This is a genomic window from Glycomyces xiaoerkulensis (assembly GCF_002798405.1).
Lineage (GTDB): Bacteria > Actinomycetota > Actinomycetes > Mycobacteriales > Micromonosporaceae > Glycomyces > Glycomyces xiaoerkulensis.
The window spans coordinates 164323-177813 of the sequence record NZ_PGGV01000016.1 but is presented as its reverse complement, the minus strand read 5'-3'; the positions used below and the strand labels follow the sequence as shown (position 1 = coordinate 177813).

14 protein-coding genes and 1 tRNA gene are annotated in these 13491 nt (G+C 71.5%); 5 read left to right on the top strand and 10 right to left on the bottom strand.

From position 1 onward, the window contains the following. Positions 1–15: 15 nt before the first annotated feature. From CUT39_RS06485 to msrA, 3 genes are all read right to left on the bottom strand, one after another. Positions 16–2970 (bottom strand): helix-turn-helix transcriptional regulator, encoded by a 2955-nt coding sequence (locus CUT39_RS06485; RefSeq protein WP_198586926.1) that lies wholly within the window; start codon positions 2968–2970, stop codon positions 16–18. 40 nt (positions 2971–3010) lie between these two features. Further along, on the bottom strand, positions 3011–3217 hold the full coding sequence (locus tag CUT39_RS06480; RefSeq protein WP_100445152.1) for a hypothetical protein: 207 nt from the start codon (positions 3215–3217) through the stop codon (positions 3011–3013). Between the two features lie 113 nt (positions 3218–3330). Continuing rightward, positions 3331–3939: a peptide-methionine (S)-S-oxide reductase MsrA gene (gene msrA / locus CUT39_RS06475; RefSeq protein ID WP_100445151.1), complete on the bottom strand. Its 609-nt coding sequence runs from the start codon at positions 3937–3939 to the stop codon at positions 3331–3333. Positions 3940–4004: 65 nt separating this feature from the next. Between msrA and CUT39_RS20180 the strand changes: the two genes are divergently transcribed. Beyond that, positions 4005–4394, top strand: a complete 390-nt coding sequence (locus tag CUT39_RS20180) for a VOC family protein (protein WP_157930515.1) — start codon at positions 4005–4007, stop codon at positions 4392–4394. 54 nt (positions 4395–4448) lie between these two features. Here the strand turns inward: CUT39_RS20180 and CUT39_RS06465 are convergent, their stop codons facing one another. Further along, positions 4449–4715, bottom strand: a complete 267-nt coding sequence (locus tag CUT39_RS06465; protein WP_100445149.1) for a hypothetical protein — start codon at positions 4713–4715, stop codon at positions 4449–4451. Positions 4716–4808: 93 nt separating this feature from the next. On the opposite strand from CUT39_RS06465, the gene CUT39_RS06460 reads away from it, so the two are divergent. Together CUT39_RS06460 and CUT39_RS06455 are read left to right on the top strand one after the other, a co-directional pair. Beyond that, on the top strand, positions 4809–5957 hold the full coding sequence (locus tag CUT39_RS06460) for a cystathionine gamma-synthase (RefSeq protein ID WP_100445148.1): 1149 nt from the start codon (positions 4809–4811) through the stop codon (positions 5955–5957). A 61-nt stretch (positions 5958–6018) separates the two neighbouring features. Next, on the top strand, positions 6019–7386 hold the full coding sequence (locus CUT39_RS06455) for an amidase (RefSeq protein WP_157930514.1): 1368 nt from the start codon (positions 6019–6021) through the stop codon (positions 7384–7386). A gap of 31 nt (positions 7387–7417) precedes the next feature. Here CUT39_RS06455 and CUT39_RS06450 read toward each other — a convergent pair whose 3' ends face one another. Then, a complete protein-coding gene (locus tag CUT39_RS06450; RefSeq protein ID WP_198586925.1) occupies positions 7418–8173 on the bottom strand; it encodes an alpha/beta fold hydrolase in 756 nt (251 codons plus the stop codon). Positions 8174–8303: 130 nt separating this feature from the next. Here CUT39_RS06450 and CUT39_RS06445 point away from each other — a divergent pair. Then, a tRNA-Ala gene (locus tag CUT39_RS06445) sits at positions 8304–8379 on the top strand. A gap of 165 nt (positions 8380–8544) precedes the next feature. Here CUT39_RS06445 and CUT39_RS06440 read toward each other — a convergent pair. The 3 genes from CUT39_RS06440 to CUT39_RS06430 all read right to left on the bottom strand — a co-directional run bounded on the left by CUT39_RS06440 (position 8545) and on the right by CUT39_RS06430 (position 11050). Continuing rightward, positions 8545–9360, bottom strand: a complete 816-nt coding sequence (locus CUT39_RS06440; RefSeq protein ID WP_100445145.1) for a hypothetical protein — start codon at positions 9358–9360, stop codon at positions 8545–8547. 256 nt (positions 9361–9616) lie between these two features. Continuing rightward, positions 9617–10522: a sulfotransferase gene (locus CUT39_RS06435; protein WP_100445144.1), complete on the bottom strand. Its 906-nt coding sequence runs from the start codon at positions 10520–10522 to the stop codon at positions 9617–9619. 201 nt (positions 10523–10723) lie between these two features. Continuing rightward, the gene (locus tag CUT39_RS06430; protein ID WP_100445143.1) at positions 10724–11050 is read right to left on the bottom strand and encodes a phenolic acid decarboxylase; all 327 of its coding nucleotides are present in this window, start codon (positions 11048–11050) and stop codon (positions 10724–10726) included. Between the two features lie 144 nt (positions 11051–11194). Between CUT39_RS06430 and CUT39_RS06425 the strand changes: the two genes are divergently transcribed. Further along, positions 11195–11923, top strand: coding sequence for a PIG-L deacetylase family protein (locus CUT39_RS06425; RefSeq protein WP_100445142.1), 729 nt, complete (start codon positions 11195–11197; stop codon positions 11921–11923). On the opposite strand, the gene CUT39_RS06420 is transcribed toward CUT39_RS06425, so the two are convergent. Then, complete coding sequence (locus tag CUT39_RS06420; protein WP_100445141.1) at positions 11920–12702, bottom strand: hypothetical protein; 783 nt, start codon at positions 12700–12702, stop codon at positions 11920–11922. The two genes, CUT39_RS06425 and CUT39_RS06420, sit on opposite strands and share 4 nt — an antisense overlap. After that, the gene (locus CUT39_RS06415; RefSeq protein WP_232805631.1) at positions 12699–13250 is read right to left on the bottom strand and encodes a SigE family RNA polymerase sigma factor; all 552 of its coding nucleotides are present in this window, start codon (positions 13248–13250) and stop codon (positions 12699–12701) included. The genes CUT39_RS06420 and CUT39_RS06415 overlap by 4 nt, the downstream gene beginning before the upstream one ends. Positions 13251–13491 lie beyond the last annotated feature (241 nt).

The window sequence follows — 13491 nt, the reverse complement described above, 5'->3', positions numbered from 1 at the left end:
CGCGGTTGCGCCGTCTCAGGCTTCGGTGAGGTATCCGCGCAGGTGGGCGGCGTTGACCGCTTCGGTGCGGTTGGAGACTTCGAGTTTGGCCATGGCCCGCGACAGGTGGACGCTGACGGTCTTCTCGGAGATGTAGAGCTCGGTGCCGATGCGCCGGTTGGTCAGGCCCTTCGCCACCAGGCGCAGCACGCTCAGCTCGCGCGGGGTCAGCGGGCCGGAGTCATTGCCCGGGAGGTCGAGGCGGGCCCGTTCGGAGAGCGCGGTCAGCTCGCCGAGCAGTGGTGTCGCGCCGAGTCCGGCGGCGGTCCGCTTCGCTTCGGCCAGGTTCGCGGCGGCCTCGGCCCGGTCGTCGGGGGTGCCTCGTGCCAGGAGCGACTCGGACAGGCGCCACTGGGCGTAGGCCTGCCGGTACGGTTCGCCTTCGCCGGCCTCGGCGTAGGCGAACGCCTCGTGCACCCGGCACCAGAGGTCGGGGTCGCCTCCGCCGTCGAGGCGGTCGGCCTCGGCCTCCAGTTGCGCGGCCCAGGCCCGGCCTTCGGGGCCGATCGTGCCCGACAGCGGGCGGCCGTGGGAGAGGAAGTACCGGCCGCGGTCGGCCAGGCGCTCGCCGGAGCGCACCGCGTGCTCGGCGCCGTCGGTGTCGCCGTCGCGGCGGCGGCGGTGCGCCAGGTCGGCGGCGGCGCCGATCCCGACCACGGTCACCGACACGCCGGCGAGGTGGTAGCCGCTCATGTTCTGGAGCCGGTCGGCGGTGCGCTCGGCGATCTCGACCCCGCGCTCGGGCCGGCCGCGCCAGCGTTCCAGTTCGGTCCCGCACAGGCCCGCCAGGCACAGGACCTGGCCGTCGATCTGCCAGCGGTCGGAGAGGTAGGCCAGGCGCCGGTCGGCGACGTCGAAGCGGCCGCGGGCGACGTCGACCAGCAGCGCCGCCGCCGCGAGGCGGGTGACCACGACGCCGGGGAGGACGCTGGAGGCGATCGCGCCGGCCGCGTCGGCCTCGTCCCAGCGGCCGAGGATGAAGTTGCACACCACCAGCCGCACCGCGGTTTCCAGTCCGAACGAGCTCCAGTGCTGTCCGGTCTCGCGGGCGCGGGCCAGGCCGCGCTCGAAGTATTCGAGGCACTCGGCGATGCGGGCGTGTTCGACGAAGAAGATGCCGGGAACGAAGTGGGCGCGCAGTTCGACCTCTTTCCAGTCGCCACCGCCGGCCAGTTCCAGGGCCTGTCGGCAGCGCTGGACGGACCGGTCGATGTCGCCGCCGGTGCGGAAGTCGGCCGAGGCGGCGGTGATCATCGCGTCGGCCTTGGCGGCGATGTGGGGTCCGGTGCCGTCGATCGCGTCGGCGGTGGCGATGGTGCGCTCGGCCCACCCGGTGGCGCACTCGTGGTCGCCCAGGCTGTTGCAGGCGCGGGCCATGACCGCCTGCACCCAGGCCATGGTGGGGTGCGGCTCGTCGTCCTTGACGAGGTCCCATGCTTCGCCGCAGATCCGGTGGGCTTCTTCCTCGTTGCCCTCGACGGCCAGCAGGTGCTTGGCGTACTTGCGGCGGCAGGCGGCGGCCTGGACCGGGGTCTCGTCCCGATCGGCGAGGGCGACCGCCTCGCTGGAGTACGCCAGCGCCCGCTTGATCTCGCCGCAGGCTTCGGCCTGTCCGGCGGCGATCAGGGTCAGGCGAAGTTCGCTGACGCCGTCGGGCCGCCGCTCGGCGGGGACGCGGTCGAACAGGCGCAGCGCCCGCTCCAGGTGCAGCAGCGCTTCGGCCGGGGCGGCCAGTTCGACGGCCTCCCGGGTGGCCTGCACCGATGCCGACAGTGCGGTGGGCAGGTCGCCGGACTCGTGTGCGTGGTGTGCGAGTTCGGCGGCGGCGCCCTTGCGGGTGTCGTCGGCCAGGGATTCGGCGATGCGGTGGTGGTAGCGGCTGCGTTCGCCCGGCAGGAGGTCGGTGTAGACGGCCTCGCGGAGCAGGGCGTGCCGGAACGCGTAGGTGCCGTTGCTCTTCTGGACGATGATGCCGTGGGAGATGGCCGCGCGCAGCGCCTGGTCGAGTTCGCGTTCGGATTTGATGCCGGTCTCGTCGAGCAACGACCAGACCGCGGCGTTGAGCCGCTGGTAGGTGAACTGGCGGCCCATGGCCGAGGCCAGGCGCACGACCTGTTGGGCGGTCTCGGGCAGGCGCTCGGTGCGGGCGAGGAGGACCTCGGCGAGTTCGAAGGTGACGGTGTGGGTCTCGGCGGCGGCGAGTTCCTCGGCGAGGAAGGCGTTGCCTTCGGAGGCGGCGGCGATCTTGGCGACGGTCTCCTCGTCGAGGCCGCTGTTGAGCTCGCGGACGAAGTGGATGGCGTGCTGGGTGTCGAACGGGTCGACGTGGAGGCGCTGGACGGCGGGCAGCCGCACCATCTCGGCGAGCAGCCGGCGCAGCGGGTGGGTGCGGTGGAGGGCGTCGGCGCGGTAGGTGCCGACGATGAGCAGGCGCTGGTCGACCAGGCGGGAGGCGAGGAAGGCGAGCAGGTCGCGGCTGGAGCGGTCGGACCAGTGGAGGTCTTCGACGGTCAGGACGACCGGTTGCTCGGCGGCGAGGTCGGCCAGGGCGGTGTGGAGGGCCTCGAACAGGCCGAGGCGGCCGAGTTCGCCTTCGGCGGGTTCGGACAGGCCGGGCAGGAGGGGGCGCAGGCCCGGATGGGCGGCGACCAGCTCGGGCCGGAGGCGGGAGAGGGATCCGGCGGCTTCGGCGAACGGCAGGTAGGGGAGGGCGGAGTCGGCGGTGTCGAGGCAGTGGCCGGCGACGGTGAGGGCGCCGTCGCCGGCGATGGTGTCGAATTCGTGGAGGAGTCTGGATTTGCCCACTCCGGCGTCGCCGGAGACGATGACGGCCGCCGGTCGGCCGGAGCGGGCCTGGTCGAGCGCGTCCCGCAGCGTCGCCAGTTCACGGTCGCGGGCGAAGAGCGGGAGATCGGAACCGAGGCGCGGCATGTCGATAATCATGACATGACCTCATGACGTTCCGGTGTTTTTATTTCGCCGTCTGGAACCGGCGCACGCGGCGGGCCCTCCGTCCTACGCTGCGGCGCAGGTAGGCCGCGAGACGCGCGGCGGCTCCGGTCCGGCGTCGGCCTCCGGCCCGGTCGCCGCATGCTGCGGCGATGCGCCGGTGGTCGGCTTCGGCGATCAGTTCGCGCGACCGGGAGCTGTACAGGTAGTGCAGTTCGAAGTCGTTCACGGGGTTTCCTTGGTGTCGTCGTTTCCGTTGACACCAAGTCTTCGGCTGAGGCCGGGGCCCGTGCATCAGCACATCGCGTCGGAACCGGCGCGGAGCCCTTACCTCTCCTCGGCCTAAGGCCCCTCAGGGGGCCTTACCTCGGCCTGCGCGGGCATGACGCCGACGGGGCAGGAGAGACCGTTGGGGCCGTGGTTGCAGTAGCCGCCGGGATTGTGGAACAGGAACTGCTGGTGGTAGTCCTCGGCGAGCCAGTAGGGGCCGGCCGGGACGACGGCGGTGGTGATCGGCCCCAGGCCCGCCTCGCGCACGCGCGGCTCGAACGCCCGCTTGGTGGCCTCGGCGATCTGGCCCTGCTCGGGCGTGGTGGTGAAGACGACCGACCGGTACTGGGAGCCGATGTCGTTGCCCTGCCGCATGCCCTGGGTCGGGTCGTGGTTCTCCCAGAAGACCTTGAGCAGTTGCTCGTAAGGGACCTGTTCGGGGTCGAACACGACCCGGACGGTCTCGGCGTGCCCGGTCGTGCCGGTGCAGACCTGCTCGTAGGTGGGGTTCGCGGTGTCCCCGCCCATGTAGCCCACCGAGGTGGTCCACACTCCGTTGGTCTGCCAGAACAGCCGCTCGGCGCCCCAGAAGCAGCCCATACCGAAGTAGGCGATCTCGGATTCGCCCGGAGCGGGGCCTTCGATGGGGTGCTTCAGGACCGGATGGATCTTGGTGGCCATCCGGCAAGTGTGGCACGGGCGAAATACGGTCGCCAGGCGGCGACGCGGAACATTAGCTTGAACGCATGGTTTCAATCATCCGGAAGGTCGCGGTCGACAGCCGCGACTCGTACGCGCTCTCGAAGTTCTGGGAGCAGGTCACCGGCTGGGGCGAGGACCCGGAGGATCCCAACGAGCCCGAGCACGAGGAGAACTACATCGGTCCGGGCGACGGCCGTCCCGGACTGCTCTTCATCAACGTTCCCGAGGGTAAGCAGGTCAAGAATCGCCTGCACCTCGATCTGGAGCCCGAGGGCGCGACCCGCGACGAGGAGGTCGAGCGGGTGCTCGGCCTCGGCGCCACCCTCGTCGACGACCACCGCAGGCCCGACGGCCGGGGCTGGGCGGTGCTGGCCGACCCCGAAGGCAACGAGTTCTGCATTCTGCGCTCCGCGGCCGAACGCGCCCAGGGTTGAGGCGGGGCCGGGGCGCCCCGTTCGGGGCGCCCCGGCCCCGAAGTCCGATCGGGGTTATTCCTTGTCGACCATCGTGTCGAGTTCGCCGTCGCCGGAGGAGTCGACCGCCGCGGAGTCGAACTTGCCGTCGCCGTCCTGATCGAGCAGGACGTTGTCGATCACGCCGTCGCCGTCCCGGTCGACCGCCTTCATGTCGGCCACGCCGTCGTCGTCGACGTCCACGTGGTACTCGACCGATCCGTCCTCGTTGCGGCGCACGCCCACCGTCTCCTCGTGGCCGTTGCCGGTGATGTCCATCTTGTGTACTTCGTCGAAGCCCATGAGGCAGCCCCTAAGTGAAGAAGGTACGTATCCCCTGCAGCCTAGCGTGGCTATGCATGGCCACCGCCCAGTCGGTCGGTTAGCGTTAGGGGCATGCACGAGGGCCACGGATTCTCCACACGCGCGATCCACGCCGGCCAGGAGCCGGACCCGCTCACCGGTGCCGTGGTACCGCCGATCTACCAGGTCTCGACCTACAAGCAGGACGGCGTGGGCGGCCTGCGCGGCGGCTACGACTACTCCCGCTCCGGCAACCCCACCCGCGCCGCCCTCGAGACCTGCCTGGCCGACCTCGAAGGCGGCACCGGTAGCTTCGCGTTCGCCTCGGGTCTCGCCGCCGAGGACACCCTCCTGCGGGCCCTGCTCGAACCCGGCGACCGGGTGGTCATCCCCGACGACGCCTACGGCGGCACGTTCCGGCTGTTCGACAAGGTCACCTCCCGCTGGGGCCTGCGGTACGCTCCGGTACCGATCACCGACCTCGGCGCCGTGGCCGAACGCGTCCGCGAAGGCGCGCGCATGGTCTGGGCCGAGACCCCGACCAACCCGCTGCTCAACCTCGCCGACATCGCCGAGCTCGCCGGCCTCGCACACGAGCACGGCGCGCTCCTGGTCGTGGACAACACCTTCGCCGGCCCTTACCTGCAGCGGCCGCTGGCGCTCGGCGCCGACGCGGTCGTCCACTCGACCACCAAGTACCTCGGAGGACACTCCGACGTGGTCGGCGGCGCGATCGTCGTCGGCGACGACGCCCTCGCCGAACCGATCGGATTCCACCAGAACTCCATGGGCGCCGTCGCCGGACCCTTCGACTCGTGGCTGACCCAGCGCGGCGTCAAGACCCTCGCCGCCCGCATGGACCGCCACTGCGACAACGCCGAGGCCGTCGCCGAGTTCCTCGCCGGCCACGACGCGGTCGCCGAGGTCCTGTACCCGGGCCTGTCCACCCATCCCGGCCACGAGGTCGCCGGCAAGCAGATGCGCCGCTACGGCGGCATGGTCTCGTTCCGCCACTCCGGCGGCGAGCAGGCCGCGGTCGAAGCGTGCAACCGCACCGAGCTGTTCACCCTCGGCGAGTCGCTCGGCGGAGTCGAATCCCTCATCGAGCACCCGGGCCGCATGACCCACGCCTCGGCGGCCGGATCGGCACTCGAGGTGCCGGCCGACCTGATCCGGCTCTCGGTCGGCATCGAAGACCCCGACGACCTCCTGGCCGACCTGCGCCAGGCCCTCGGAGGCTGAACCACGGCGGCCGGGCCGCCCCGAAATCCCAACGAACACCGAGTCTCTGAAAGGACGTGCCGTGAGCTGGTCGGGAACTACCGCGCACCAGATCGCCAAGGCGGTCAGGCGAGGCGACGCCGACGCCGCCGTCGTCGTCGACCACCACCTGCGCCGGATCGAGGTGTACCGGGAGTCGGCCGACGCGCTCACCTCGGTGCGCAAGGTCGAGTCCCTGGCCGAGGCCGCGGCGGTCGACCAGATCGACGACCGGTCGGCGCTGCCCGCCGCCGGAGTGCCCGTCGCGGTGTGCGAGCAGCTCCCGGTGACCGGCCACGCCCCCCGCCTGGGATCCAACGCGACGGTGCTGCCGATCGCCGAGACCGACCACCAGGCGGTGCAGCGCATCCGCGGCGCCGGCGCCGTCGTGACCGGCTTCGGCCGCTCCTCCGAACTGGGCCTGTGGCCGGCGACCGACGACGACGGCAACGTCCCGGCCAGCCCGTGGCGGCCCGACCGCGGCGTCGGCGGCCCCAGCGGCGGAACCGCCCTGGCCGTGGCCGTCGGCGCGGCCCCGATCGGCATCGGCCTGGACGGCCCCGGTTCGGCCGGCGGCGTCCGCACCGCCGCCGCGGCCTGCGGACTGGTGGCCTACAGTCCCGAACACGTACCGGCCGACATCAACACCGACCCCGACCACTGGCTCGGCGGCCACGTCGGGGTCATGGCGACCACCGTCGACGACGCCGCGCTCGCGTACGCGGCGCTGACGCACCGGGCGCCGCGGGCGACCGGCGACCCCGGGCGGCTGCGGATCGCGGCGACCAACGGCGTCGCGCTCCCGGCCCGCGTCGACGAGGAGGCCACAAAATCGCTGCTCAGGGCGGTGCGCTGCCTGACCGACCTGGGCCACGACACGTTCCGCTCCCGCCCCAGGTTCGGCCCGCGCCTGGCCGGTGCCTCGTCCGGCGCGTGGTCGTGCGCAGCGTACCTGCGCAGCCTCAAGTGCGGCCCGGACGGGCTCCAGCGGCGCACCAGGCGCATGGCGGCCCTGGGCGAGAAGACGTACCTGCGCGGGCTCTTCGGCGGCGTGCTCGGCGACGGCGGCCGGGTGCGGCGGCATCTGGAGGACTGGTTCGACCAGTCCGATTACGACCTGCTGGTCACCCCGGGGCTGCCGGGCCCGTCCCCGGCGGCCGAGCGGTGGTCGGATCAGACGCTCCGCTCCAACGTCGTCCACCTGGCCTCGGCGGCGGCGTTCACCGCCCCGTTCGGACTGGCGGGCCTGCCGTCCCTGGTGGTCCCGGTCGGGATGCGCGGCGACGGGGTCCCGGCGACGGTCCAGTTGGTCGGCCCGCCCGGCTCGACCGGACGGCTCTTCGACGTGGCGGCCCAACTGGTGGCGAAGCTCCGGCCCCGCCGCTACGCCCCCGGCCTGATCTGGGATTAGCGCGAGACGCGCCCGGCCCGTATGGGCCGGGTCACTCGCCGAGGAAGTCCAGCAGCAGCCGGTTGACCTCGTCGGCGCGTTCGGTCGGGACCAGGTGCCGGGCGCCCTCGATCGGTTCGATTCGGGCGCGGTCGATCTCGGCGGCGATGGCCTCGGCGTCCGCGGCGGTCGTGACCTCGTCCTCGGTCCCGTACACGACCAGTGTCTCCGCTTCGACACCACCGAGCCGGCCCCGCAGGTCCCACCGTGAGAGCGCCTCGCAGCAGGCGGCGTACCCCTCGGCGTCGCAGGCCGCGAAACGGCGCCGGATGTCGGCGACCACCTGGGGGTCGGACTCGCGGAACCGCGGCGTGAACCAGCGCTGCATCGCACCGTCGGCGAGGGCGCCGCACCCCTCGGCCCGGGCGGTGGCGGCCCGCTCGCGCCACGATTCGACCGTCCCGAGCTTCGGCGCCGTGCTCATGAGCGCGAGTTTTCGTACTCGCCCCGGATGCCGCAGCGCCGCGGTCATGGCGATCGCCCCGCCCAGGGAGATCCCGACCAGGTGCGCCGACGGCGCACCGACGAAGTCCATCAGCTCGGCGACGTCGTCGGCCAGGTCCTCGACCGACCACTGACCGGCCTGCACGGCGGTGCTCCCGCCGTGCCCCCGCGTATCGAACCGCACCAACCGGAACCGCTCGCTCAGCGGCCCGACCTGCGGTCCCCACATCTCCAGCGTGGCGCCCAGCGAACCGATCGCGACAACCGCCTCGCCGGACCCGTCGACGGCATGGTGGGGAATCAAGCCACAACCTCCTCCGCTTCGACCGAACCCCCAGCCTAACGGCGTGACCGGCATCTCCAGGACCTGGCTGGGGAGCAGACTTCAACGGTGTGTAAACTGGTCCCGGTTCCGATGCTTCGGAGCATCCCAAGGGGCTATGGCGCAGTTGGTAGCGCGTCTCCATGGCATGGAGAAGGTCAGGAGTTCGAATCTCCTTAGCTCCACCACGAACCGGCATTCGCCGTATCGGGGATCATCGTGGCGATGGTCCCTTTTTCCGTGCCCGACGGGGCGCGTCGGGCGGTCGCACCCGCCCCGCACCCGCCGCCGTCTTCGGCCGTCGGCCGAAGACGAGTCGGGCGGGAACGGGGGTCGCGGGCGTACCGACCCTGCTAGTCGACGACGTTGACGTACTCGACGGGCGAGTAGACCCATTCGGTGGTGTCGCTCCCCTGGTAGGCGAAGTACCAGTATCCGTCCTCCTGGGCTACGCCGTAGCCCCACAGCACGCCGTTGCTGTACGTGGTGAGGTCGTCGAGGTACTGGATGTAGGAGCTGCCGTAGGGCCGGAACGCCAGCTTCACCGGGTGTCCGCTCTCGCCGGTGTAGCCGCTGCCGGAGGACCAGTCGGCGAACTCCAGGGAGCCGATCGTGCTCACCGTGTTTCCGGGGCTGGTCACCGGCGGCGACAGGTCCATCTCGATCTTCGAGTCGCGTTTGATGTAGAAGCTGTCGAGGTTTCGCTCCCAGGAGTCGGGGTGGCCGCCGGCTGCGTACCAGTACTCGTACCCGGAACCGACCTGTCCGGGAATCACCATTGCGTCCAGCGTCCAGCGCCCGGCCGAGGCGTTGCTCAGTTCCGAGCCCGCCTCGGGGGTGAACTCGAAGGTGCAGTCGGCCCGGGTGTCGGTGACTTCGACGCAGCGCCCGCTGCCGAAGTCCCAGAGATTGGTGCCGTCGGGTCCCTCCAGTGTGGCCCAGGCGAGATGCCTGATCCCGGTGTCGTGGCGGGCGGTGATGTTGACCTCGACGGTCGCCGACTCGTTGGGACCGAGTGCGATCCCGTATGAGTCGATGTCGGCCGAGAGGATCTCGGCGGGGTCGGGCGGCTGGGCGTGTGCGGGAGCTCCGAGCAGGGGCAGGCTCAGGACGCCGGCGGCGATCGACGCCAGTATGCCTGCGGAGCGACGCTTTCGGTCGGGGGCCATGCTGCTGTCACGTTCCTTCGCTGCAATCGGCGGAACAATGGGACGCTTCACATAGTACCGCCGGGAACGGGATCACCGCAGTACAGCGGCATTGGGCACCAACGGGGTCCATTGCAAGGGAAGAACCGTTCGGTGGGCAAATGTCCCGTATGGGTTCCATGTCGAGATGCGACCACCGCCGACGAACCAGGACCCTTGTGGATCCGTCTTCTGAATAGCCCTTTCGGACTGTGGGACGACCGCCGCGTACCGCCGGTCACCGGTCGGCCGAGCGCAGCGGATAGCCGTACCGCCGCAGGAACGGCAGGGCCGCCGCGCTCGCCAGCCACCGGTCCAACGGGCGCTGGCTCGCCCGCCACTCGCCGTCGGGCCGGACGGTGACCCGTCCGGCAGCCCGGCCGGACGGATTGCCGGCGATGGCGTGGCTCGCCGGAACCTGCACCGTGCGGTCGTCCAGGAACGCCGAACCGGTCGGCGGCGTGCCCGCCAGGGCCGCGACCGCGTCCACCGCCGCGCGGGGCGCGGCGGCGAAGTCCTCGTACCGCAGCCGCATCCCCCGGTCCGTGCCGGCGCGGTGCAGCACCGTCTCCGAGCCGAGGTTGAGCAGGTCCCAGCGCAGCGTGGCGTCGAGCGCCCCGCGTGTTCGCACCGGAGCGCCCGCGGCGCCGGTGTAGCGCCGGGCGCGCCAGGAGTACGCGGAGGCCCGCGGGTCGCGGACCAGGTGCACGAAGTACGGGTCGACGCCGGGCATGCCGCGGACGACCATCGCGTACGACGGCCGCTTAGAGGTGTCCACGATGGTCTCGCACCCGGTCACTTCGGTGATCGCGGCGTAGACCCGTGCCATGGCCTCCCGGTAGCGCTCGAGCGCCGGCCAGCTCCCGCCTTTGAGCAGACGCGGCAACCGGGATTCGCCCAGCACCTCGTGCTGCCACCGGGCCACCCGGCCGCGGTCCAGGTCTTCCAACCGCGCCAGCACCCGCGACCAGACGGGGCACCTGCTGACGGGCTCGCCGCAGGCGCACGGCGAGTCTTGGACGAGCACGGGGTCCCACAGTGTCCGCACCTCACCGGCCGAGAACCACCCGTCCGGCGCGCCGAGCACCTTCCCGACGATCGTGCTTCCGCTGCGTCCCCTCCCGAGCAGGTAAATCACGCGCATGACCGAACTCGCCGACGCTCCACGGCGATACACCTCCGCTCGCGCTTCTGTTGTGCCCCATTTCACAAGCCGACTCTATGTCCCCGGCCGCCGCCTGTCAGTAGGGGAGGCGGAACGAATTTCGTCGGCGCGGCGGACGGCGCACCGGTCAGGCGGTCACGACGGCGAGGATTTCGCCGTAGGCGTAATCGGCCCCGGGCCTCAGTCGATGACCGCGAACGACCCGGACTGCAGCTCCCCGACCCGGCGACCGCCGGCGTCCCGGCTCCAGAAGGAATGGATCGTGCCCGCGTTGAAGTTCACCGCCTGCGACACGGTGATCCCCGACGACTCGGTCCAACTGACCATATGGACCCCCGGCGCCACCTCGGCGGTCCGCAGCCGCACCTCCTCCGAGGCCCCCTCGGCCAGCCCTTCGACGGCCTCGTAGTGCAGCGTCGTCCCGTCGGCGGAGTAGATGTTGTGGTACACCGCCCCGTTGTCGGCCTTGAACTCGATGGTCTTGCCCGCAAAGACGGATTCGCCCATATCCCGCTTCCTTCCTCGGCGGCGCGTACGTCTGCCTTCAAGCTAGGCCGACCGGCGCCGCTCCGGCAGCGGTTTCGCCCGGTCGGCGAGGCCGTTCGCGATCGCGGCCCGCACCCCGCCGCCGATTCCCGGCATACTCGTCCCATGGGAGAGTTGCAGGAAATGCCGACCGACTGGAACCGGGCGCTGGCCATCGTGGCCCACCCCGACGACATGGAGTACGGTGCCGCCGGCGCCGTCGCCGCCTGGACCGGGCAGGGCCGCGACGTCCGGTACCTGATGGTCACCCGCGGCGAGGCGGGCATCGACACCATCCCGCCCACCGAGTGCGCGCCGCTGCGCGAAGCCGAGCAGTTCGACTCCGCCGCGATCGTCGGGGTCGACACGGTGGAGTTCCTCCACTACCGCGACGGCGTCATCAGGGCCGGCGTGCCGCTGCGCCGCGACCTGGCGTCCGCGATCCGCCGCCACCGGCCCGAGTTGGTGATCACGCTCAACCGCCGCGAATACTGGATGCCGGGCACCTGGAACAGCGCCGACCACCGCGCGGTCGGCGAATCGGTGCTGGACGCGGTCGCCGACGCGGGCAACCGATGGATCTTCCCCGAACTGGTCGGGAACGGCCTGGAGCCGTGGCAGGGCGTGCGCTGGGTGGCGCTGGCCGGTTCACCGGAGGCGACGCACGCGGTCGACACGACCGCCACGATGGAGACCGCGATCGCCTCGCTGGCGGCGCACCGCACCTACATCTCGGCGCTGTCCGACGCCGAACCCGAGGCGTACGCACGGGACTTCCTGACCGGCATGGGCGCGATGGGCGGCGAGCGGTTCGGCACCGAGTTCGCCACGGCCTTCGAACTGGTCTCGGTCTAGTCCTGCCCGGGCCGGACGTCGCCCACGATCGAACCCGAACCCGTCTCGGATTCGGCCTCGAGGACGAAGTAGTCCCCGCCGGAGTCGCGCGAACCCGAGCCGTGGCTGAACTGGGCCGCCAGCGTGTACTCCTTCGGTTCCAGTTCCTCGCCGTCGAGGAGCGTCCACCGGTACACCAGGAACCCGTCCCGCTCGAACACGTCGGGCTCGCCGAAGAACTGGTCGGCGGTCGTCCACGCCTCGAAGTACTCGAGGTCCTCGCGCTGGACCACGTGCAGCTCGACGGTCAGGTCGGTGATGGTCTCGCTCGAGTCGAGGACCAGGTCGGTCTGCGTCCACCACTCGTTGCTGCCGTCGTTGACGTAGGCGTCGATCCGGCAGCAGTCGAGCTCGTCGACCGGCTGGCGACGCTCGGGCGTCACCTCCGGCGAGGTGGCCGAATCCGAAGGATCCTCGGAAGTCGGCCCGCTCTCGCTCTCGGCGCCGGTGGGGGCCTCGGACGTCGGCCGCGGCCCGGGACCGGAGCTCGTGGCCTCACCCGGCGGGACCGGCTCCGAAGCGGGCTCGAGCCAGTAGCCGACCGACACCATTGCGGTTATGAGGACCACGGCGAGTCCGGTCGCGATCGACAGGTGCGGGACGCGGGACCGGATCGGTCGGGCCTTGACCATCGACGGCTCGCGCGCGCCGGCGGCCACCCGCTCCCACATGCGGTCGGCGTCGGGCCGGAACTCCTCGGCGGCCATGTGCAGCCGCTCGCGCATCTCGTCGTCGTTCACAGCCGCGCCCCCCTTCCGAGGCTCCTCCACGCCGTGCGTTCGTCCCCGCCGTCCGCGGCGAGCAGTCTACGCAGTTCGGCGAGGGCCTTGGAGGTCTGGCTCTTGACGGTGCCGACCGAGACGCCGAGCGCCTCGGCCGTCTCCTGCTCGGACAGATCGAGCGAATGGCGCAGGACCACGCAGGCGCGTTTGCGGAACGGCAGCCGGGCCAGCGCACGCCGCACGTCGACCACCGCGGCCAGGTTCGGCTCACCGGAGGACTCGGCCGGACTCCGCCAGAACAGGACGTTGCGGCGTCGCTCGCGCACGGTGGTGCGGATGCGGCTCTTGGCGAGGTTGGCGACGATGCCGCGCGCGTAGGCCAGCCGTGCCTCCTCGCGCCGTACCTCGTACCACTGCTTCCACACCGCCAGCATCGCGTCGGAGGCGATGTCCTCGGCGGCGGACCGCTCGCCGACGACCAGCCAGGCGAACCGGGCCAGTTCGCGGTGGTGCTGTTCGAAGAAGGCGCGAAAAGCATCCTCTTCGGGCGAGGCGGGGACGTCCAAGGGGGTCCTCCGGGTCCCAGAAGGTGCAGGCGAGCCGGAGTTTAGCAGCGAGTCGGCCGCGGGCAGCATAGTACCCGCGGCCGCTCGCCGGTCGGCGCGCTTGCGAGTCGAGGCCGGTTGCCGTGGTCCGGCCAGCGCACCGTTCGCGTCCGGCTCGGTGCCCTGAGGGTCGTCCGCGGTAGCGCGCCCGTCGGTCCCCCGTTCAGAAAGGGTCACCGTGCCTTCGGCGGAGTGGAACGTC